The following is a 21821-nucleotide window of genomic DNA, read 5'->3' on the forward strand; positions in this document are numbered from 1 at the left end:
AGAAGACCGGCCAGGAGGTGCGCGATGGCTCGACGTAAGGTCGGGACGCGACAGCGCGCCTCCGACGAGAGCGAATCGCGGCTGGACGCGCTGAAGCGGCGTGTCTCGGAACTCCGATCCGACGATGACGACGGACCAGGAGGCGTCGACGCGCGGACGCGAGGCGACTACCGAACCGCCGTCGACGCCCGGGAGGTGGACGTCGACGACGAGGACGCAGCGGCCGCGAACCAGGGCGAGTTCGACGATGGCGTCCCGACCGCCGAAGCCCCCGAGCAACAGACGACGCTGGAGAAGCTCAAGCGGCGGGCCGCGGACGAACTCAAAGGTCGTGCCGGCGACAAGTCGGCCGAAGAGATCCTACGCGACCTCGCCGACGACGCTCAGTCGCCGCGGCGCGCACCCGGGACGACCGGTACTCAGACCGAAGATATCGCGAAGCGTGCGACCGACGCGGCGGCGATCCGATCACCGATGGGCGGATCACTCCGGACGATCGGCGACGAGAGAGTTGTTACCGACATGGCACGGGCCGCGGCCGCCGAGGGTAACGGGATGCTCACCTCGGACCCAGGCTTGACGTTCCGTGGCGGCGTCTCCGGTCGTTCCCCGAGAGCCGACGACACGGCGTTCGTCGGCGTGGGCGTCGGATTCGGAATGGAGGACCGAGACGAGTCCGCAACTGGTGGAGAACTGAGCGTTGACGATCCGTTCGGGCTCACTGGTGGTGGTGAGCCCGACCGAGACGATGACGACGATGACGATGTGTTCCCGGGGCTGCGGCTGCCGGGGGGTGACGAGTAGATGGTCCACGATGACGACTCGAGCACGTCGTACTCGGGCGGTGGCTCCTCGACAACGGCCGGCTCCGGCGTGACCGGCGACAGCGGGAGCGACACCAGCTACGGTGGCGGTGGGTCCTCGACGGACACGGGAAGCGGATCAACCGGAGATACTGACGGATCGACCGGCGGGTCGACCGGCGGCTCGGACACCGATAGTTCCTCGGACAGTGGCGGGGACTTCGGTGGCGGTGACGATGATGGCGGATATGACGGTGGATCCGACTACGACGGTGGATCCGACTACGACGGTGGATCCGACTACGACGGTGGATCCGACTACGATGGAGGTGGGTCCTCGACCGACGCTGGTAGCGGCGTAACCGGCGACGATGGCTCAGACACGACGTACTCTGGGGGTGGCAGCGACACCGACACCGGTTCGGGCGTGACTGGCGACGACGGGAGTGATTCGACCTTCGACGGTGGCAGTGACACCGATCCGCCGTCCGGATCGACCGGTAGTACCGACACCGATCCGTCGACGGGAGACAACACCGATGACTACGATCCGAATCCCTCGGACCGTGAGACAGGGGGATCGAACAACCAGACGCTCGAGGACATCGACGGCACGACTGACCAACCCCAGTCGACCGGCAACGCACCGGACCAGAACCAGGGCGGTGCCGGCGGGGAGACGACCGACAGCGAGTTCGACGCCACGTTCGATGATGACCTGACGGCGGATCGGGGCATCAGCACCACGACCGTCGCCGGCGCTGATGCGCCGTCACAACTCGACCGCTCGCCGGAGCTTCGCGACGAGCTCGACCAGGAGCAGTCGCGTGCCGAACGGCGCGAGCAGATCGCCATGCAGATCGCGGACGAGTACGGTGTGGAGCGTTCGAACGTTCGGGTCGGCCAGTCGAGCGACGGCGAGTTCGAGGCCGTCGTCGTCGAGGACGAACAGGCCTTCGAGGACCAGACGGCCGTCACTGGGGCACCGGACCCGGGCGAACTGCGTCCGGACGACGCGTTCGATCGGATGCGAGAGGATGGCGATGCGCGTCTCCGCGCGGAGGCAAACGACGGACCGCCGCCGGTCGAAGGCGGCGACGTGCGACTCGCCAACGTCGCCGAAGACGATCAACCGCCGAGACGGCCGGACACGAGTACTGACTCGCCCGCCAACGGCGGCGACGCGCGGCTCCGGACCATCGCCGATGATCAGGAGGTCGACCTTCGGGCGACCCGGAGAACCGCCGACGAGCCGCTCAACTACGGCCGATACGATCGATATGCTGCTGGCCTCGACGTCCTCGCAGGCTCGACCGACGAGGCCGTCGGCCGTGCTGTCGAGGCTGCCCGACGCGGAGACGTCGCCGGTATCGGTGACGCCCTCGCTGGCTCGACGGACGAAGCGATCGGTCGGGCGACCCGAGCCAGCGCGGCCGGCGATCGCGACCGGGCCGCCGACAACCTCGCGGGCGGCCTCGACGATGCCGCCGAGGGAGCCCGGTCGGCGATCCGTGAGACGGAGCTCCCGAGCGCCCCTGGGGATGGCTCCGACAACATCCTCCCGGGGCTGTACGGTGCCGCAACCGCGACCGGCGTGGCGGCCGGTCAAGCCGTCCGGTCTGCCGAGATCGATCAGACCACGACCGATCGCATCACGCGCGGTGGGTTCCTCTCCGAACGCGACGAGCAACGGCTGCGCGAAGCGGCTCAGCAGTACAGCGACGACGCGGAACAGACGGTCGACCAGGCCGCGAGCGTCGCCCCGCTGACGCTCCAAGAGCGAGGGGCTGACGCGATAACTGACGCCATCGGAATCGACACCGAGACCGAGGCGACCGTCGACACGCCGATCGGCGAGGCCACGATCGACACCGAGCGCCGTGGCGAGGGCGCCACCGAACGCACCCAAGAGGGCGCCGCGATGGCGTTGCTGGATGCGGCGAACCCCTTCGCGCTCGCCCAGGCCGGCGAAACCGGCGCCGAACTGGCCGAGAACGTCCCCGAGGAAACGCAAGTCGGCGACGCTGCGACCGTCGCCATCGGTGCGAGCGCCGCGGCCATCGCCCGCGAGACTGGCGAGGCGGCGGCGACCCGGGCGCGAACCGATCCGACTCGGTTCGGTGGCTCACTCATCGGCGAGGCGGCGCTGGGGGCTGGGATCGGTCGTGGTGCCGGATTCGTCGCCCGTCGCGGTGTCGATCGTGTCCGGACGGCCGGCGGCACGCGTGTCGATCTCGAAGACGTTACCAACCCGCAGACGGCTGCCTACTTCAACGACCGTGACGTGGACGGGGACGCACGGTTCCCGGGTGCTGACGATCCGGAACTCTATCGGCGTGATCCGGCCGAAGCGGTCCGCCAGCAGGCCGACGAGTACACGCCGGCGGTGATCGAAGAGGAGTTCGAACAGGCCGGCGTTGAGGAAGGCACTGATCTCAAGAAGGCCATCGAGACCGAGCCCGAAGGTGAGGGTGCATCTTCCGTTCCCTACGACACCGGTCGTGGATTCCGGACGCGAGAGGGGGGCTACGAGAGCCCGGGTGCCTTCGCCGGTCCCGAGCTCTCGCCGAACTTCCTCGAAGTGCAGCCGCGTAGATCGTACAGCCTTCGGCCGGGTCTCCCCAGCCTCGGCGGTCGACCGACCGGCGTGGTCGCCCGGACCGAGGTCGAGAACCCCGACGCCGATACGCTCGAAGAGTTCAACCGCGAACTCGTCGACGAGCGGACTGGTGAGACGACGGCCGTAACCAAACCCGCGGGCGAAGGCAACCCTGGCGAGATCGAGGCGCTGTTCCCGCCAGGAGCGAGTTTCCGTCCGATCGATGGTGTTGCCAGCGGTGGGAACCGCTTCGGAGTCGGAGCGGGATACTACACGACCGTGGCCAGACGGCGCGTCCCGCTACGACTCGTCGCACCCGAGAACGACATCGACGCGGACGCCACGAACGTCGATCCGGATGCAGGCGCCCAACGACTCAGTTACTACACCCGGGAGTTCGGCGAACCGGTCGACCGACCGGCGCCGACGGTCGGACCCTCGACGGACGCCACCAACGAATCGGACTCGACGACCGACGAAGCGTCGCAGTCGGTCACGGAGACCGAGGAGGATCTGGTTGGCGCCCGCCCTCGGGAGAGTAACCCGGACGATGACCTCCTCGGAATTCGCGAGCGTGAGACGGTGGATGCGGATCGTACTGACACCGGTGGCGGCACCGACGACGACCTGCTCGGCGTGCGATCTCGGGACGGAGAGTCAGAGTCGTCTCGCCCTGCTGGCTCGGATGGTAGCGATGACGATCTCCTTGGTGTGCGCTCCAGCGACAGCGACTCGGAGGGGCGTCGCCGTTCGGAGACGTCCCAGCAGGATGATGATCTCCTCGGTATCAGTCCTCGTGAGAGCGAGCGACGGAGCGACAGATCGGACCGGGCGGCGAGTGGAGCGGGCGGCAGTAGTGCGGCGTCGAGCGGGCGACGCGACCGCGAGGATGGCTACCTCAACCCATCGCTCACGCCCGGACGCGGTCCGCCAAGCCGGGTCGACGAGTCGCCGGTCGGATCATGGTTGTCGACCCCGTCGATAACGGAGAGTTCGACGGTTGGAGATAGCCCAGGAAATCCCCCGACATCTCGAACTCCTACGCCAGATCCGTACCCGGATCCCACTCCCGAAACGACCCCCGATCCAGAGCCACAACCCGATCCCGACCCGGATCCGTGGGACTGGAACACGGACATGGGTGTCGACAGGGATCGCTTCCGCGAGCGGACGAGAGAGTACGACCGCCCGTACAGCGTCGGCTACTACAACGAGTTCGTCGCCGACTTCGCGTTCGGTGCGGCGCCGACCCGGGCGCCGAGCCAGGCAACGCTGGCGAGTTTCGAAGGGGCCGAGTCCTACACCGAGCAGCTGCCGACGCTACGCGAACTCGGCGCCGAGGGTGAGGAGCGGGCTGCCCTCGAGGCCGCCTACGATACCTTCGGTGCCAGCGGCCTCAGCGTCACCACCGACGACGGTGGGGGAGGCCTCCTGTGAAGGTCCTCCGGTTTTGGTTCGGCGTGTTCGCCCTGCTCGGGATCGTCGTCGTCGCGCCGGCGTGGATGTACTGGAGCGGCGCAGGGCTCGATAGTAGCCTACCGACCCACGTCGAGTGGCTGGTCGCGACCGTGATGCCGTTCACGATCATGCTCACCATCGCGAGTTGGCTCTCGCCGGGAGGGACGTCATGACGGCGCTGCAAAGCGACGACCGCGGGCGTGTGCAGTACGTCGACGTCGTGTTGACCTTCGCGACGCTCGTCTCCTTTGGCGCCGTCGCACCGTGGGTCTACAACGCGATCTCGATGGGACGGACGGTCCTTGATCCGCTCTCGGGGACGTTGCTCGCCTTGGGACTTCCGATGATGGTGATCGCCCTGATCGTCAGTGTCGGCGTCTCCGGGAGGACCTAAGTATGGACGTGCGCGCCCGTCTCACGCCGATCGATGTCGTCTTCATCGGCGTCGCGATCTTCATCCTCGGCAATCTCGCGCCGCCAGTCTACACGGTGTTGTCGAACAACGCCGGTGAGATGTCGACGGGTGCGGCCTACGTCTGGCAGCTGATATTCCCGGGGATGATCGTGACCATCCTCGTCGTCATCTACGTGACGGGGGTGTCGGGCGCGTGACCCGGATCAACGACTCGACGGACGATCACTGCGATCAAACTCAGACTCAACCCATGACAGACAACCAGACCGAACTCGATGCACTCCGCAACCGCGTTGAACAGATCGAACAGCGTCAAGAACAGCTCGCCCAAGGCGCGGTCGACGCGCAGGGCCGCTCGTGGACTGTGAGCGACTTTCTCTCGCTCGGGCTCACGCGACGACAGGCGGTGCAGGCGCTCGGCCTCATCGCCAGTGGCGTCGCACTCCCAGCCGCGCTGACGCGATCGGCAGCGGCCGCACCTGGCGACGACGGCGACACGGTTCTGGGTTCGTCGTCGAATCGTTGGGATGCATGGATGGATGAAGTCGATGTGAATTTGCTCAGTACAGATAGTGTCAATAGCTCTTTACCGCTCAAGATAGGCGACGCGGTCTTCGCCGCGAGCGGCACACACTCCTTCTATGATATATACGGAGAGGGAGATATAATCGCAGATAATAATTTCGTCGGATTGGTTGAAATAGACGAACTCCGGAATGCGACAGTATCTATTACTGCAACCAGAGCGGGTGATTTTGTTTATTTCCGCGATGTTTTGGAAGTTACTTCAGGATCATCGCACGATATTTCATCACAAATATCGGTTGGCACAGTAAATCGGTCATACCAATCCTCAAGCGCAGTCGTCGAACTCGCTATTGATGATTCGTCATCGACCTATAACATATCGGTCCGGGTCGAAGGCAATGATTTGAGTTAGCGCACCCTGTGAGAGATCGATCCATACCAAATACACTGAAACAATCAAAATACACAAATGAAAACTTGGAGCGGACGCGGCGCCGTGCTCATCATCGTCGTCTTTCTCTCTACCAGTGCCGTCGGGACGGCTACCGCGGGTTCGATCCCGATTTCGCAAAACGACGACGGGCTCGTCCTCACCGAACCGGGAGGTCCGTCGATCACGCTGACGGGCGACACCTCAATGTACACAGCCACCGGTAGCGTCGATTCTTCGACAGTCCAGTGGAACACGACGGCTGGCAACGCTACCTTCTCTGCCCCAGATCCTGCGTCGGCCACGATCGCGGCGACGGATCTCGCCGGGACGTGGACGAACGCGACGGCCGTCGATGTCTCAGGAACTACACTCACGATCGACCCTGCCGACAAGGAGTCGATCTCAGTTTCCGGTAGTGTCACGGCGGTTCGCTACCGGCAGGCAGCCGATATCTCCCTTGACGACGGGGGGATCGACTTCGGGTACGCGGCCACCGGTGACGGGACGATCACGTTGTCGAACCTCCCAGCCAACACGCAGTTCAACGCCGCCAACACGGCCGGTGACCCACTCGGGACCTACACAACTGATGGATCGGGGACGGTGACAATCGATGTCTCGTCAACCGGTGGCTCAGATGTCGGCGTCCATCTTTTCAGCTCGGCGTCCGCACCGCAGGCGTCGAATTTCGTCCCAGCGAACGAGACTGGCCTCTCCCAAGAGAGCACGGAGTTCACGGCAGACATCAGTGACGAGGACTTCGCTCGCGGAGACAGTGTAACCGCAACGCTGTTCACGAAAGCGCCGTCCACGACGTCGTTCTCGCAAACTTATCAGACGACGGTCTCGTCGAACACGACTGTCTCGACGACCGTCGACCTCGGCGAGGGAGGCGGACATGAGTACTACTGGACGCTCTCGGATGGCTACAGTACCAGCGCGGATACGACGACTGACACGCGAACGGTGTTCGTCCCTGACGAACTCCGCATCTTCAACGAGAGTGAAGACCCGACGCTCTTGACAAACGTCAGCGCAACGATCCAGTTCTACAGCGGGGACGAGACGATCGACACCTACATCGAACGAACGACGTCGGATGGCACAGTCAATATGACCGGGCTGCCAGCCAACCAAGAGTTCGTTGCAACTGTTAGCGCGCCGGGCTACGAGAGTCGGCGGATCTTCATCCGATCACTCTACACCCAACAGCGCGTCTACCTCCTCAACAACACGACCGATTCATCCGAGACGATCTTCGAGATGCTGGATTACAGTGGCCGGTTCCCGCCGGATGAAACGGTGTTGGAGATCCGACGAGCGATGAACGGTAGCTGGCAAACCGTCTCGGGAGACTACTTCGGCTCGACGGCAGAGTACCCCACGACCCTCGAAACCGGGGCGCGATACCGGCTCCGACTATTCAATCCCTCAACTGGTGCGGAGCGGCCAATCGGCACCTATCAGCCGATCGCAGCCCAGACCCAAACGATCGAGGTCTCGCCCGACAGCGAGGTCGAGGACCTACAGATCCTCCCTGTGGCGACGATAGAACCACAGACGCGACGTGTGCCGGCACTAAACGACACGCAGATCTCGGCGTCGCTCTCACAAGTCGAGAACGTCTCTGTCGAATCGTGGCGGGTCATCGTCGTCCGAAACTCCACGACGATCATCAACCGGACCTACGACGGAAGTACTCAACGGGCAAACCTTACTGCCGACCTGGGTGGGTTCGGCGGAGAGCAGGTCACCGTCTCGGTCGTCGCCACGCTGAGTGATGGCCGAATTATCTCCGCCGGCGACGCAACGCTGAGCGTCTACGAATCGCCGACCAACAACCTGTCCTTACTCGCGCTGATCGTTGACTTCGTCGGGCTCGCCGCACCGGGGACGGCTGGTGCCCTGACGTCGTTCCTCGCCGCTGTGTTGACGATCTTCGTGATGGGTGGGATCTCGACCCAACTCCCAGTCAGCGGTGAGGCGACCGCACTGGCTGGTGTCCTGACACTGACAGCCTTCTCCGTGATCGGCTGGGTCGGCTACGGCATGGTCTTCATCGCCGGCTCAGCAGTAATCGCGTTCGCGGCGCTACGGAGGGGATTATAATGCAGTTCACCCGGATCATCGTCCTCTATTTTGTCCTCGGGGCGTTGATGTTCGGCGGTGGCGCCGTCTCCTGGGACGATACTGGGCCGACCCAATATTTCGTCTCCCAGGACCAAACGGGCGTCTCGGCAGACACCCAACCCCAGCAGCAACTCGGCGGCGTCGGCGGCGCGATATCATCGCTGCTGGGGCAGTTCGGTGCGCCGCTGGTACTGGTCTGGAATCTCGTCGTCGGCCTGGTCAGCTTCCTGAACTGGCCGATTTTCGTCATGGCCGAGAACTCGGTGCCGCCTCGCGTGACGGTACTGTTCGGGGGGACACTCACCGTGATGTTCTACGGCAGCCTCGTGCGGCTGGTCAAAAGCTCCGCCTAAACCCATGATCCAGACACTGACAACGTGGCTTCGGACGCTCGCACAGTTCGTCGCGGCGAGTTACTACAACAACTCCACCTCGACGCCGGAACCGGAACCCTGGTTCGCCGGCACGGAGGGGAACACGCTGAACGGGCTCGGACGGATGGCCACCCGGACACTCTCCTTTATCATCGGCCCGGGTCAGCAGATCCCCGGCGGCGGCGGGAACGCGGGGCCGATCATCGGCGGGATCGTCGTCGCCGGTGCATTCCTCGGTGGCGTCGCCGGGACGCGACTCGGCGCGCCTGCCGGCGCCGTCGTCGCAATCGTGACGATCTTCGGGCTGGTCTCGGTCGGGCTTGCACCCGTGTGGCTGAAGATCGTCCTGATCGGGTTGGTCGGGCTCGCGGTGACGGCGGCGCTGCTCCGGGTGACAGCGTGATGCAACTCGCACCGGCACCGCCGCCGACACAGGGGCCGCCGTGGTTGGCGAGGCTCCTCTACGCCGCACCGGCATGGGTCCAGACCGCCATCGCCGTCGGCGGCCTCCTCGCCGGCGCCGTTGTCGCATGGCGCCTCCGGACCGATGGTGTTCCGGATACGGAGGCTCAGGAGCAGATGGGGACGATCATGGTGACGGCGGTCGCCGTGGCAACCGCGACGATCTACGTCACGGAGATTGATATCGGCGCCTACGGAATCGAGGTCGCACTCGGGGCGATCATCGGAATCCTCGTGACGATTACTGGTAAGGAGGTCGGCCGGTACCTGCTCCAGAGCTGGATCGATGCCGAGAGACGGTCGGCGTGTGCGTGGATCTGCCTCACGGCGTTACTGTGGACTCCGGCCGCGATCGTCCCGGCGAGCGAGCGGACACTGCTCTTGTGGTCGATTCTGAAATGGGGATTACTCGTGAGCGCCGGGATGGCGCTGCTGACGGCTCACGAGGACTTCTGAAATCATTTAACAGAAGTTGATGGTAGCGTAGAACGTCCCATCCGGAGTGACCGCGATACCGATGCCAGCTTTCGACCACTGGGGATCAAGCATATTCTCTCGATGGCCGTCGGAGTTCATCCATCCCTGGACCAGATACTGGCTCATCCCGGAGACAGTTAGTGTACTGACGACTTCTTGGCTGCCGTAGATACGGTAGGAGTGGCTAATCTCACCCTTGTGTGAGTTTTCTGCACCTCCTGAACACTGAGGGGCAAACCGATCAAAACGGTCGCCGACAGATTCTCCATCTGGTGCGGTGTGAGAATAGTAGCCGGTCCTCGCTTGGTCGTTGACATGATACTGGGCCATCTCAGAAAGATCATCGGTCTGTTCGAGCGGCGGGAGTTCACGTTGCTGGCGGATTCTATTTATCCTGCTCAGTGTTTCTGCTTCAGATGACTCAAGATCTGGAGTACCGGGATACTCGTCACCAACTGCTGGCGTCCTTGTCGGAGTCGATTCTGTCGTCGCCGTCGCGGTCGGCGGCTCGGTCGCCACCGGCGTCGAGGCACCATCGGCAGACGCGGCCGATGTCCCTGACGAGCCCGCCAGCGCCCCGCCCGCGGAGATCGAGATCGGCGTAAGAAGCAACGCCCCGGCGAGCCCGATCACACCGAGGCGCTGCCACGTGATCGATCGGATGACCTGCCGAGCGACCACCGACCGCGTGACCAGCCGCGTCCCCGGCCACCCGGGCTTCCACCCACATTCCTGTTCGGGCTTTGGGCCGTGAGGGTGCTGGTTGATGCGATGATAGCACTTGGTGACCAGGTCGCCCGCACGACGGGAGATCTGGCGTCCACAGCGACGACACTCTCGCGTGTTCCGGCCGGATCGACGGTACCAGTATCGCGAGCGGTAGTACGTCCCGATCAACACGCGGACACCGACGTAGACGAGCAGGGCGACGGCGACGGCAAGGGTGAGGCCGGCATCCCTGAGTGTATAGAGCGCGACGGCGCCTCCGGTGCTGAGGGCGGCGGCGAGGAGGGCCTGTCGCCAGCGCATACGCGAGGCTATTGGTCAGCGCCGTGAAAAGCTACCGCCGATGAACCTCCGTTTCATCTGTTTCAAGTCGAGCGACGCTTCAGGTGCGATTTGAGGTATGCGGTGTATTTTGTGGTCTGTGACCTTCGTCACACGCCCGAAGGGGATTGTCCCGCCTCGCGGGACAAGACCCGCAGCGGGGCGGTCGGCGGTGGGGTGGCTCGACATGGCGTCGTCACTCCGAACACAACCAGACCTTACGGTAATAACTATCGAGAGAAAGCGAAGTTGTGAAAACAAGACCGGACGCTGGTGATGCCTCTCAGCAGTCGGGCGCTACCCGCCGGCGCGATGCGCCAGGTTCTCGGCGTTCTCTCGAACGGTTTCTCCGAACGGCGTCTCGAACGCGACTTTCTCCGGGAAGCGATGCAGCGGGCGCCCGGACTCACGCCAGGCGATGCGGCCGACGCGGATCACTTCGGGCGCCCACGGGTGCGAATCTGACTTCGCCATCGAGAGGGCGCTCCGCAGACGCAGCTGCTCGCCGTCCTCGCGAAGGCCGGTCTCCTCAATCTCGGCGGCGTAGCGGTTCACCCACTTCTGCCAGGCCTTCCCCTTGCGATCGAGATCGCGCGGGTCCATGTCGGCGATGCGAGCGATCGCGGTGGTCGCCGCGTCGACCGAGCGGTTGAGGACGTCGAGGACGTCGCGGATCTCGTCGCGCACCTTCCCGCTGATGAACTTGATCGAGCCGTTGTCGAGTCGAAGGATCTCGTCGAGCTTGTCCAAATGTCGATAGATCGTCGACCGCGACCAGTCGGTTTCGCGGTCAACTTCGTCGACGCTGGTGCCGCCGTCGGTCATCGCGGCCTGCTCGATGATCTCCTCGGCAGCGCTGTCGGCGTCGATCTGCTGGAACAGCGAAACGATCGTCGCCTCCTGGCGCTGCTCGATCTCCGGCGTCGGGTCGTCGATCAGCGCGACCTGCCGATCCGGGTGAGCGTACCGGTCACCGCTGAAGTGCCAGTCGGACACCCACCAGGGACCGGGCGAGACGGCGATGCCGGCCCACGAGGCAACGTTCAGGACGTAGGAGTCAAGCGCCTGGATCAGTTCGTACCGACGGTTCCAGGCGACGGACTCTCCGCCGTTCAGTCCTTTCTTAAACAGCGCCGCGAGCTTCGGATTCGCGAGCGGATCGCCCTCTTCGCGACCGCCAGGATACTCCGGCTCGTAGAGTTTTTCCTGCATCCCGTAGGCGCCGTGGTCGGCGTCGAGATCGTCCTCCTGGCGCTCGGCGTCGGTCGGATCGGGTGCGCCAGCCGAGGTCGAGTAATCGCCAGGATCGAACGCCTTCCGCACCGCGCTCTTGGTAAACTTCAGCTGGTGGTTCCATCCGACGACCTTCCGATTGTCCGCCGAGTAGACGATCTTCGATCCTTCCTCGTCGGCGAGGAGTTCGAAGAGACTCTTGAAGACGCCGTCCGAGCGCGTGATCTTCTCGGCGGCGTCGCTGCTGGGGCGGACGTACCGCTCGTGTTGCGTGATCGCGGAGTACGGATGCACGTCGCCACAGAAGTACGACGCGTCCCAGGACTGGCCGAGACCCTCCGCGATGCCACGGAGGAGCAGCGGGACCAGATACCGGATCTGGTCCAACTCGATATTCACCGAGTTGTTGATATGGACGGTCACCGCCTCGCCGAGATCGTTCGGAACCGACTGCGGGCGACGCTCCGGACAGTCGTCCCAGCCGAGTCGGGGCTTGACCTGGATCGGGAGCTTCCGCTCTTCTTCGGCGTGAGCCGTGATGTCGAACTCGTAGAGCTGGTCGACGCCGTCACTTGGCCGTGGCTCCATCCCGCTCTTGTGGTAGCTGAAGGTCACGCTCCAGGTACGGCTGCCCTCGCCGCGCCAGCGCGGGATGTCGATCTCGAAGCTATTCGATCCCTCATCGAAACTAAAAAACAGCGACGCGAGCGCCCAGTACGGACGGTCGTCGTGCTCGGCGAAGACGAGGTTGCCGCGCGTCTCGTGAGGCACGGGCGCGACGTGGTCAGCGTGCTCGTCGCCGTCGACGCGGAGGTGCCGGTACGGCGAGTCGAGGCCGGGCGTGTCGCGTGTCGGCTCGGTCTCGATCACGCCGAATCACCACCCGTGAACTGCGCCAGCCCGACCTGCCCGGATGGCTCGGGATCCTCGCGATCGCCGTCGTCGACGAACTTCAGGAGCGCGTCACAGCCCCACGCCGAACACGGGAGGAAGGACGGCTCATCGTAGTCGCGCCCGTAGATGCCGATCCGCTCCTCGTCGCCGCACTTGGGGCACTCGTAGGCGCTCTTCTCGTCGAACGTGACCTCGATGGTTGCGACGGCACGTTTCTCCCGACGCCGCAGAGTTTTCAGCCGGTTGGACTCCTCGAAACTCACCGCACCTCACCTCCTCGCAACGCCCAGAGAAGCGCTCGGGAGACGACGATTGAGAACGCAATCCCGCCGAGGGCGAAGACAAGCGATCCGAAATACAACAGCGGTGCGGAAATCGAGTAAACGCGATACAGCGACAGAGCCAACCCGGCACCGATCCCGATCCCGGCGAGGAAGGCGCCGGTGGATCGCGCGTTGTGGATGACGCTGTGCAGCTCCAGCATCGCATGGGCGCCCTCTTCGGAGATCTGACCGTCGGTCACGCGTCCTCACCCCCGTCGGAGAAGGCCAGCAGCGACGTTTCCCCATCATCCAGCAACCGCTCGGGGTCGTCGACGTCGACACCGACACGGCGCTGCGCCATCGCGACGTAGTCCGGATTCAGGTCGATCCCGACGAACCGCCGACCAAGCCGCTTCGCTTCGAGGCAGGTGGTCCCGGCGCCGGCGAACGGATCCAGCACGATCCCCGGTTCAGTCGCGTCGGTATCGCAGTCACAGGCCTGCGACCAACCCACGGTCTCGTGGGCGGTCATCGTAATCTCGCGGAAGTAGCCGCCGAGGATTTCCTTCGCCTCGCTCGCGAGCGCTTCGACATCGTCCGTATTCTGACAAGCGCCGGTCTGCTGTTTCCCGGCGGCCGCATCGGAGAATCCCTTCGCCCGTGCCGCTTCGAGATGCTCGACGGTGAGTTCGCTCTCCTCGAATCGAGCGAGTGCCTTCTGGAGCTGCTCGCGCTCGATCGTCGAGGGATCGCGCTCCCAGACCGGCACGTCGGCGGTCTCGCGCTCGTACGGCGTTCCGCAGTCGGCACAGACCTCTGGCGGACACGACGCCTTGATGGGCGTCTCGCAGAGTTCGGGCGGGTAGACCGCGAAGTGCGCCTCGGGGAACGGCTTCACCGAGACCTCGAACACGTCGCCCGGGTTCTTGCCGTTCGGATGTAGTGCGTCCTCGGGCTCGGTGCCGAGGTACTCGTCCGAGGCGTGATGGTGGTCCGGAAGCGAGTCGGCGTCGGTGCCGGAAGAGTTGAAGTCGTGACGCTCGCGCCGTTCGAGCGACGACTCTTGGTGGGGCTCGCGAACAGCGTCCAGATCGAACCAGTAGTCGGGCTCGGGCGTCAGATGGAAGACGAACTCCTTGTGCTCGTGGAGCCGATCCTTCACCGGGTGCGGCATTGGGTTCGGCTTCACCCACGGACAGTCCGCGCGGACGATCCAGCCCGCGTCCTCGAGGGCGATGGCGACCCGATGCGGGACGAGCATCTTCGACTTTCGCCGGAGCGTCCCGCTTCGTGCCGGGTTCTTGCCGGGATACGCGTCACGATCTCGCTGGTTCGCTTCGTCGCCCTTGGACTGCGCGCCCCACGAACCGGCGAAGGTGTCGCCGAGGTTGAGCCACCACGACCCGTCGTCGCGGAGGACGCGTCTCAGCTCGCTCGCGACGTCGAGGAGGTCAGCGATGTACTCGTCGAGGGAGTCTTCGAGCCCGATCTGTCCGTCGACACCATAGTCCCGGAGCCCGAAGTACGGCGGCGAGGTCATCACGCAGTGGACCGACGACTCTGGGATCTGCTCCAGCGTCTCGGCGGCGTCGCCCTGGTGGATGTCGTTGACCCAGGCGTTGAGGTCGCTCACGCGTCCTCACCCCCATCGGTCGCGGCCCGATACCGATCGGCGTCGACAGTGTTCTCGGTCCGCACCCCATCCTCCCGCTCGGGCCAGCGAACCTGCGAGGCCGTCGACGGCGTCCCTGCGCGCCGAGACTCGATATCGACGTCGGAGAGGCGGTCGTCGCGATCGCCGATCTCCTCCAACTCCGCTTCGCGCTCGTCGAGCCACTCCATGACCTGCTGGCGATGATGCTCGGAGACGACGCCCCGATCCGAAAGGTTCCGCTCGACGGCCTTCCAGGCTCGCAGCGTCGCGAGGAAGTCGATCCCGCGGATCCGCGCCCGTGCGAGTTCGAGATCAGCGACGCGGTCGACGTCCAGGTACCGTGCCGGATCCTCGCCGATGTCTTCTTCGAGCGCGGGAAAGCGCTCGCGGTCGGTACTCGGGCCGCCGATCACTGACCTTCACCTCCATCAGCGACGACCTGCTCGTACGGCGGGATCTCGACGTCCTCCTCGGAGAGCCCGCCGCCGAACGTCGACAGCGACGCCGTCTCGGCCGCGAGGATGTGCTCGCACAGCGCCGTCGCCATCCCGACCGGGACCGCGTTGCCGATCAGAGTTCGCCGGTCGCCCTTGTTGCTCGGCGTCAGTTCGTAGTCCTCCGGGAAGCCCTGGGCCCGCTTGGTCTCCGGTGGGTCGAGCATCCGATAGCGGAGGTCGATCCCGTACGGGTAGACTTCCGGATCACAGAGGGCGAACCGCGCCCGCGTCGAGAGCGTCGGCAGTGGCTCGTCGATTCGCTTCGCGGAGTGCTCCGGCGTCCCGTTGTACTGCACGAGGAACGGCGAAACGAGACGGCCGTCGTGGTTCTGCGCGGTAACCGTGTGGAACGGCCGGTCGTCGGCGTCGTACGCTGGGTTCGAGAACTTCCCGCGCTGGCTCCCGTCGCGGGGGAGCACGAACGCTTGGGCGTCGATCAGGTGGATCGCGCCGGTCGTCGTAATCGTCGGGACCGGCTCCGTCTCGGCATCGCGGGGCATCGCGCCGCTGTGTTGGCCCATGACCAGCGGCGTCGACGACTCGGAGCCGGCACGTAGCTGGCCGCGCACCAGGAAGGGTTCGTCGCGGTTCTCCAGTGCCTCGGGGAGCTCGCCGACCTCGACGACGTCCTCCTGGAGCGCGCGGATGTCGTCCCTGCCGAACCCCTCTAACACGCGCGAGAACGGTTCGAGGAAATCGTTGCAGTAGTCTCGGATGCCGACGGCGATCCGGTCGAGGGTCTTCGTCTTGAGCGGACGGGAGCGCGTGAACAGCGACTCGCCCCGATCCGACCAGTCGATGATCTCGCTCGCGGGGACCCAGTCCTCGAGGTCGTCATCGGGATCGTCGGAGTGGGTCGGTGCCGGCGGCGTCGGCCGTTTCGTGCGACTCGCGATGACGAACAGCCTCTCGCGCGTCGTCGGGTCGCCGAAGTCCGCCGCTCGGAGCTTCACGCCGTAGCGCTCCTTCTCGTCGCGGACGACCGTGTACCCGAGCGCCTGGAGCATGTCGATCCAGCGTTGGTAGATCGAGCCGTCCCGTGTCGGCTGCCCGTCGACGACCGGTCCCCAAGTCCGGAGGCTGCCGACGTTCTCGATCAGGAGGTGCTTCGGGCGCAGAAGTTCGACCCACCGGAGCACGTGCCACGGCGAAGCGCGCTCCTGCTCTTTGACCGGTTGGCCCCCCTTCGCCTTCGAAAAGTCCGTGCAGGACGGCCCGCCCGTAAGGAGGTCGACCTCGTTCGGTGGCGCGACGTCCGGCGGGTGCAGCGCCTCGACCTTGGCGTGGTAGTGGTCGGCCCACGGGTGGTTGGCCGCGTGGGTCTCGATCGCGTCCTCGGAGTGATTGATCGCCGCGAGATGGAAGTCCTCGCCCGGCGTGTAGCCGAGGTTTCGGGCCGCCCCAGCGGCGCCGGTCGAGATACCGCCACCGCCGGCGAAGAGGTCGACGACGTGGAGGTCGTCGCTCACGCCGACCGCCCCCGTTCGACTGCACGCTGAGCGAACAGCTTCGACCACGCCAGCTGCGCGTAGTCGCTACGTCCCTCGCCACCATCCAGCCATGCCGGGATCAGGACCTCGAACGTCGTCGCGGGGACGACTTTCAGCGCGAGCGGGCGGCGGTCCTCGTCGACAACGGCGAAGACGTACACGCCGCCGGCCTCGATGAGGCGGTCGTGTTGCTCGGGCCGGACGTAGAACCGACCGCGACGCTGGGCTGAGAGGCGGCGTTGGGCACTCTTGATCTCGACGGGCACGCCGCGGTCGATGACACAGAGGCCGACCATCGGCAGCGTCGTGCTCGGGAAGATCGCCGTCGTCGCGACGGCGTCGTACCACTCGACGACGTCGTCGGGAACGAGTCCCAGTTCGGGGATCGCCGCCGCGACGTGACGCTCGGTCGCCTCGCCGGCCGCGCGGTTCTCGGCGACCCGGTCGGAACGTACAACGCCACCATCCGCGACCAGTTCCTTGGCGACACCAGCCTCGACGTGGCTCGGTCGAAAGAACTCGGCCGGGATGAAGTGCCCACAGGGCTCGACGTGGGCCGAGACGCCGATGCGCTCGGCCTCGCGGATCGTCGTGCCACACTGCGGACAGTCCGGGAGCGCGCTCGCAGGGATCACCGACCCTCACCTCCGTCAGCGACGACCGGCTGAGAGACCTCGATGTTGTAGTCGGGAGCGTTGTACGGGAAGTGCTCGGGCCGCTCGGGACAGCGAGTCCGATGTCCGTACTCGATGTCCTTCGTCGGCGACCGGGTACAGCGCGCGTTACAGTAATCGCAGCGGAACTCGCGCTCGCCGTCGGTCGGCAGCGGACCGTGCTGGCGACGCCGAAGCTCTGCGGCGTCGATCACGCCGAATCACCACCCGTAACCAGCTGCTCGAACTCGCCAACGACGGCATCCCACCCGCGCTGCTCGTCGACGTGCTCGATCCACAGCGTCAGGACACTCTTGTCGGCGATGGCTTGCTCGTGCTCGGGGTCGGCACCGGGTTCGGAGCGAACCTCAAGGACACGGTCGTCCCGCGGGCTCGACCGGAGCAGATGATACGCCCCGTCGCCGTCGCGCCCGACGAGACGGTCGTAGGGCGTCACGCGGTCGATCCGCAGCGTGTTCGCGTATGTGGGCGTTGGGTAGTCCGGACCGCCGAGCCGCGGACCACGACCGTCGACGGCGACGACGGTCGCGTATGTCAACGCATGGATTTCTCCAATACTGCGGTCGACGACGACCACGTCGCCGGCTGCTAATTCGGCGGTGTCGACACTATCTCGGTCATGAGATGTGTCAGAAGTGGGATGGGACCGCCGTGATTCGAACACGGGTCCAACGCACCCCATGCGCAGAGGATACCACTACCCCACGGTCCCGCGTTTCGAGGCACGGTGGTGTCCGGGTTAAGCGTGTCGTTTCAGCCTCACACCAGCACCCGTTCGAGGTCGACGACGACGCCCGACTCGGCCCCGGGGTCGCCGACGAGTCGGCCGAGACAGACTGCCGACCCGTCGGGGGTGACACAGGCGACGAGGGCGTCCCGCGGCGCGTCGTCGGCGTCGAGGACGCCGGGGGCGTAGACGGGGGCGCCGGTCGCCACCTGTTCGGCGGCGCTGGGGGCGATCGTCACGGCGGGCAGGTCGTCGAGGACGCGCTCCGCGGGGGCGACGACCTCCCGCAGCGGTGTCTCGTCGCCCGCCTCGGCGAAGGCGAGGGCGTCGGCGAGGTCGTGGAGCGTCACGAGGTCGCGGTCGTCGAAGGGATCGGTGGCCGTCCGCCGGAGGTCGCCCATGTGGGCACCGGTGCCGAGCGCGAGGCCGAGGTCGTGACAGAGCTTCCGGACGTAGGTCCCGCTCGCACACTCGATGCGGACGAGGGCCTGTCGGTCCCGGGTTTCGAGGAGGTCGAGGGCGTGGACGCGGCGGGTACGGAGCCGGCGGGAGACGGCGCTCTTGCGCGGCGGTTTCTGGTAGATGTCGCCCTCGAACTCGGCGAGGATATCTTCGAGGTCGGCCGGCGGCGAGCCGTGGAGTTCGAGGACTGCGACGTACTCCTTGCGCCCTTCGAGGAAGACGGGCGCGAGGCGGGTGGCGTCGCCGAGCATCGTCGGCAGACAGCCGGTCACCTTCGGGTCGAGCGTGCCCGCGTGGGCGGCCCGGTCGACGCCCGCCATGTCGCGCACCCACCCGGCCACTTGGTGTGCGGAGGGGCCGGGTGGCTTGTCGAGGTTGACGACGCCGAACGCGAGGCGGTCGTCGAGCGACCGGTCGCCGGGTGGATCGCGGAGGCTCACGGCTGGAAATCGTCGACAACGGCGACTGGGTAGCGTCCCTCGTCGGCCGCCGGGTCGTAACGTTCGATCGCGCTCGTGAGGATCGCGTGTACGTCCTCGGCGGTCCACCGTGCGGTGTTCACGACGAAATCGTAGATCGAGAGGTCGTCGATATCGATGCCGTAGTAGTCGGCGTAGCGCTTGTGCTCGCTTCGCTCGCGTCGTTCCGTCTCCTCGCGGGCGCGCTGGACTGACTTCCCCTCGCGGTCGGCGATGCGGGCGCCCCGGACGTCGATCGGGGCGTCCAGCCAGAGGCGGAAGTCGGCGTGGTCGCCGGCGAGCCACCCCGCGAGCCTGGATTCGAGGACGAGGTCGTCCCGATCCCGGGCGATCTCGTACAGGCGGCGGTCGAGGTCGCGGTCGATCCGTTCGTCCTCCTCGGCGAGCTCGTTGAACTCGACCGGCGAGTACCCCCGTTCGGCCGCCAGGTCGCGGAAGATGTCGCCACCGCTGACGTGCTCCAGATCCAGCGCCTCCGCGAGCCCGGCGGCGGTAGTGCTCTTCCCACTGCCCGCCGGTCCGGACACGGTGAGTAACATATCGCTACTGATGGCGGCCGTCTAAAAGAGTATGTTCACTTCGTTTTGCGGGCGTCCTGTCCGATCGGTGGATCCGACACGGGGACGGTATCAGGTGCCGGTCGGGCTGATGTCGATGTTCAGGCCCTTGCGGATGATCTGGGTGAAGCCCATCGAGCAGACGAAATACCAGACGATCCACACCTGGATCGGCCCGAGGATCTGTTCCTTCCACGCGACGGTCCCCCGGAAAGGGAGGACGATCGTCCCGAACTGCCCGCTGGAGGGGTCACCGATCCCCACCTTCCAGTACATCCAGAGGAAGACGGGGATGGTGAGAAACATGATCCACACCATGGGACGGAACTGCTCTTTGAACATGCCCATCTGATCGCCCATGGCCTCCATCTGCTCGTCCTGGATGCGGTCGAGGGCCTCGTCGTCGCCCCGTTCCTTGGCCGCCTTGCGTCGCTCCTGGATCTCCTGCATCTTCTCCTGGTACTCGCCCATCTTCTCGGAGTCCATCAGGTTCGCCTGCAGGAGCGTCGAGTACAGTCCCGTCACCACCGCGAGGATCATGACGACGGCGTAGAAGGGAAGCGCCGTGTTCAGCGGTCCGAGGGCGACGTCCATGGCGTTGCCGATGATGTTGCGTAGCGGCGACCACGAGTAGCCGGCCATGAGCCCCACGCTGAGCACCGCCGCTCCCTTGTCCCACGTCGACCACGACGAGTCGTCCTCGTCGTCCGTCGAGCCCGTCGCGGTCGTCGATCCGTTCTCGAGTGCCTCGCGGGTCGCCTCGGGATCGGCCAGTCTGAACCCGGACTCGCCGTCGACCAGCACCCCCTTCTCGATCAGGCGGCCCCACTGTCCGCTCGATACGTCGTCGCGGACGTCGACCCACTTGACCTCGCCGTCGTCCGCACGGTCGAGGACCGTCCGGACGACCGACTCCATCCCCGCGTCGTCGGAGACGAGGTCCCGCACCTTCTGCTCGATCCGTGCCATTGCCACCGAGTAACCCCCCACCGGTTATGAACCTTTTACTCCGTCGCCGGCGGCACCCCCCGTCACCGGTCGCCGGAACCCGTGGCGGGATCCGTGTCGGCGTCCAGCGGCCGCTCGTAGACGTGTTTGCCGGCACAACACCACATGTCGACGCCGACGGCGGCGAGCGAGAGCCCGCCGACCGCCGTGACGGCGAGCAGCAGGGTGCCGCCGGCGCCGCCCTCCCAGCCGAGGATCCCGACCGGAAGCGCCAGTCCGAGCGCGACGTTCGCCGCCCCGCTCAGCCGGAACCAGTCGATCCGGGCGGTCACCGGGTTCCCGAACGCGGCGACGACGTCGAGCGCCCCCGCGGCGCCGACGAGGACGACCTGGACGGCGAGCGTCGGCGTGCCGAACGGGGCCGCGCCGACGAGGGCGAGCCCGCCACCGACCACCGTCAGCAGGCCGAGACCGAGGACGCCACACAGCCGTCGGTGCGTGGTCGCGTTCACACGAGCGCCTCCGATCGCCAGCGAGATATAGGCTTCCCGTCAGATCGCGGCGTCGACCTCGTCGCTGATCGACTCGAAGACCTCGTCGGGCGTCCCCTCGCCGTCGACTTCGACCAGGATGCCCGCCTCGCGGTAATGTTCGACGACCGGCGCGGTGTTGTCCTCGTACACTTGGAGGCGTTCGCGGACGGTCTCCTCGGTGTCGTCGTCCCGCTGGATCAGGTCGCCGCCGCAGTCGTCGCAGACGCCCTCGGTCGCCGGCGGGCTGAACTCGACGTGGTAGTTTGCGCCACACTCGTCACAGACCCGCCGTCCGGTGAGCCGGTCGACGAGTTCCGACTCGTTCACGTCGAGGAAGACGACGACGTCGAGGTCGGTGATCTCGGAGAGGTACTCGGCCTGATCGAGGTTGCGCGGGTAGCCGTCGAGGACGTAGCCGTCCGCCTCCTCCAGTGCCGTCTTGACGATCTCGTTGACCACCGCGTCGGGGACGAGTTCGCCCGCCTCCATGTAGGCCCGCGGCGTGTCGTACTCGGTGTCCATGTGGCCGATGTCCATGTCCTTGTTCGCCCGGAGGGCATCGCCCGTGGTGACGTGTTCGATGTCGAACGCCTCGGCGAGGCGCTTGCTCTGCGTTCCCTTGCCCGCACCCGGTGCCCCGAGCAACAGCACGTGTGGCTCGCTCATACGGATAGCACCCCCTCC

25 protein-coding genes and 1 tRNA gene are annotated in these 21821 nt (G+C 65.8%); 10 read left to right on the plus strand and 16 right to left on the minus strand.

Annotation, left to right across the window (positions count from 1 at the left end; genetic code table 11):
• Window positions 1–24: 24 nt before the first annotated feature.
• From EI982_RS14600 to EI982_RS14645, 10 genes are all read left to right on the plus strand, one after another.
• Complete coding sequence (locus EI982_RS14600) at window positions 25–804, plus strand: hypothetical protein (RefSeq protein WP_157690388.1); 780 nt, start codon at window positions 25–27, stop codon at window positions 802–804.
• Window positions 805–4839: a hypothetical protein gene (locus EI982_RS14605; RefSeq protein WP_157690389.1), complete on the plus strand. Its 4035-nt coding sequence runs from the start codon at window positions 805–807 to the stop codon at window positions 4837–4839.
• The gene (locus tag EI982_RS14610; protein WP_157690390.1) at window positions 4836–5033 is read left to right on the plus strand and encodes a hypothetical protein; all 198 of its coding nucleotides are present in this window, start codon (window positions 4836–4838) and stop codon (window positions 5031–5033) included. The genes EI982_RS14605 and EI982_RS14610 overlap by 4 nt, the downstream gene beginning before the upstream one ends.
• On the plus strand, window positions 5030–5254 hold the full coding sequence (locus tag EI982_RS14615; RefSeq protein ID WP_157690391.1) for a hypothetical protein: 225 nt from the start codon (window positions 5030–5032) through the stop codon (window positions 5252–5254). The genes EI982_RS14610 and EI982_RS14615 overlap by 4 nt, the downstream gene beginning before the upstream one ends.
• 2 nt (window positions 5255–5256) lie before the next feature.
• Window positions 5257–5472: a hypothetical protein gene (locus tag EI982_RS14620; protein ID WP_157690392.1), complete on the plus strand. Its 216-nt coding sequence runs from the start codon at window positions 5257–5259 to the stop codon at window positions 5470–5472.
• Between the two features lie 53 nt (window positions 5473–5525).
• Entirely contained in the window at window positions 5526–6215 is a 690-nt protein-coding gene (locus tag EI982_RS14625; protein ID WP_157690393.1) for a hypothetical protein, read from the plus strand.
• A gap of 84 nt (window positions 6216–6299) precedes the next feature.
• Window positions 6300–8345: a hypothetical protein gene (locus EI982_RS14630; protein ID WP_157690394.1), complete on the plus strand. Its 2046-nt coding sequence runs from the start codon at window positions 6300–6302 to the stop codon at window positions 8343–8345.
• Window positions 8345–8719, plus strand: a complete 375-nt coding sequence (locus EI982_RS14635; protein ID WP_157690395.1) for a hypothetical protein — start codon at window positions 8345–8347, stop codon at window positions 8717–8719. The genes EI982_RS14630 and EI982_RS14635 overlap by 1 nt, the downstream gene beginning before the upstream one ends.
• A 4-nt stretch (window positions 8720–8723) precedes the next feature.
• The gene (locus EI982_RS14640) at window positions 8724–9143 is read left to right on the plus strand and encodes a hypothetical protein (RefSeq protein ID WP_157690396.1); all 420 of its coding nucleotides are present in this window, start codon (window positions 8724–8726) and stop codon (window positions 9141–9143) included.
• Window positions 9143–9658: a hypothetical protein gene (locus EI982_RS14645; RefSeq protein ID WP_157690397.1), complete on the plus strand. Its 516-nt coding sequence runs from the start codon at window positions 9143–9145 to the stop codon at window positions 9656–9658. The genes EI982_RS14640 and EI982_RS14645 overlap by 1 nt, the downstream gene beginning before the upstream one ends.
• A gap of 6 nt (window positions 9659–9664) precedes the next feature.
• Here EI982_RS14645 and EI982_RS14650 read toward each other — a convergent pair whose 3' ends face one another.
• From EI982_RS14650 to EI982_RS14725, 16 genes are all read right to left on the minus strand, one after another.
• Window positions 9665–10708, minus strand: coding sequence for a CAP domain-containing protein (locus EI982_RS14650; RefSeq protein ID WP_157690398.1), 1044 nt, complete (start codon window positions 10706–10708; stop codon window positions 9665–9667).
• Window positions 10709–11023: 315 nt separating this feature from the next.
• Window positions 11024–12829, minus strand: coding sequence for a DUF7845 domain-containing protein (locus EI982_RS14655; protein ID WP_157690399.1), 1806 nt, complete (start codon window positions 12827–12829; stop codon window positions 11024–11026).
• Window positions 12826–13116, minus strand: a complete 291-nt coding sequence (locus EI982_RS14660) for a hypothetical protein (protein WP_157690400.1) — start codon at window positions 13114–13116, stop codon at window positions 12826–12828. The genes EI982_RS14655 and EI982_RS14660 overlap by 4 nt, the downstream gene beginning before the upstream one ends.
• The gene (locus EI982_RS14665) at window positions 13113–13376 is read right to left on the minus strand and encodes a hypothetical protein (protein WP_157690401.1); all 264 of its coding nucleotides are present in this window, start codon (window positions 13374–13376) and stop codon (window positions 13113–13115) included. The genes EI982_RS14660 and EI982_RS14665 overlap by 4 nt, the downstream gene beginning before the upstream one ends.
• Window positions 13373–14749, minus strand: coding sequence for a DNA-methyltransferase (locus EI982_RS14670; protein ID WP_233255241.1), 1377 nt, complete (start codon window positions 14747–14749; stop codon window positions 13373–13375). Before EI982_RS14670 ends, EI982_RS14665 begins: the two co-directional genes overlap by 4 nt.
• A complete protein-coding gene (locus EI982_RS18500) occupies window positions 14746–15183 on the minus strand; it encodes a DUF8129 domain-containing protein (RefSeq protein ID WP_199243651.1) in 438 nt (145 codons plus the stop codon). Before EI982_RS18500 ends, EI982_RS14670 begins: the two co-directional genes overlap by 4 nt.
• On the minus strand, window positions 15180–16736 hold the full coding sequence (locus tag EI982_RS14680; protein WP_157690402.1) for a DNA cytosine methyltransferase: 1557 nt from the start codon (window positions 16734–16736) through the stop codon (window positions 15180–15182). Before EI982_RS14680 ends, EI982_RS18500 begins: the two co-directional genes overlap by 4 nt.
• Complete coding sequence (locus EI982_RS14685) at window positions 16733–17392, minus strand: PD-(D/E)XK family putative nuclease (RefSeq protein WP_233255242.1); 660 nt, start codon at window positions 17390–17392, stop codon at window positions 16733–16735. The genes EI982_RS14680 and EI982_RS14685 overlap by 4 nt, the downstream gene beginning before the upstream one ends.
• Window positions 17389–17625, minus strand: coding sequence for a hypothetical protein (locus tag EI982_RS14690; protein ID WP_157690403.1), 237 nt, complete (start codon window positions 17623–17625; stop codon window positions 17389–17391). The genes EI982_RS14685 and EI982_RS14690 overlap by 4 nt, the downstream gene beginning before the upstream one ends.
• A complete protein-coding gene (locus tag EI982_RS14695) occupies window positions 17622–18008 on the minus strand; it encodes a hypothetical protein (protein ID WP_157690404.1) in 387 nt (128 codons plus the stop codon). The genes EI982_RS14690 and EI982_RS14695 overlap by 4 nt, the downstream gene beginning before the upstream one ends.
• A 64-nt stretch (window positions 18009–18072) precedes the next feature.
• Window positions 18073–18143, minus strand: a tRNA-Pro gene (locus tag EI982_RS14700).
• 47 nt (window positions 18144–18190) lie between these two features.
• On the minus strand, window positions 18191–19060 hold the full coding sequence (locus EI982_RS14705) for an RNA-guided pseudouridylation complex pseudouridine synthase subunit Cbf5 (protein WP_157690405.1): 870 nt from the start codon (window positions 19058–19060) through the stop codon (window positions 18191–18193).
• Window positions 19057–19638, minus strand: coding sequence for a (d)CMP kinase (gene cmk, locus EI982_RS14710; RefSeq protein ID WP_157690406.1), 582 nt, complete (start codon window positions 19636–19638; stop codon window positions 19057–19059). Before cmk ends, EI982_RS14705 begins: the two co-directional genes overlap by 4 nt.
• 90 nt (window positions 19639–19728) lie before the next feature.
• A complete protein-coding gene (locus tag EI982_RS14715) occupies window positions 19729–20625 on the minus strand; it encodes a DUF106 domain-containing protein (RefSeq protein ID WP_157690407.1) in 897 nt (298 codons plus the stop codon).
• A gap of 62 nt (window positions 20626–20687) precedes the next feature.
• The gene (locus EI982_RS14720) at window positions 20688–21116 is read right to left on the minus strand and encodes a DUF7994 family protein (RefSeq protein ID WP_199243652.1); all 429 of its coding nucleotides are present in this window, start codon (window positions 21114–21116) and stop codon (window positions 20688–20690) included.
• Window positions 21117–21155: 39 nt separating this feature from the next.
• Window positions 21156–21803, minus strand: a complete 648-nt coding sequence (locus tag EI982_RS14725) for an adenylate kinase (RefSeq protein WP_157690408.1) — start codon at window positions 21801–21803, stop codon at window positions 21156–21158.
• Window positions 21804–21821 lie beyond the last annotated feature (18 nt).

It is taken from the genome of Haloplanus salinarum (assembly GCF_009762275.1).
GTDB lineage: Archaea > Halobacteriota > Halobacteria > Halobacteriales > Haloferacaceae > Haloplanus > Haloplanus salinarum.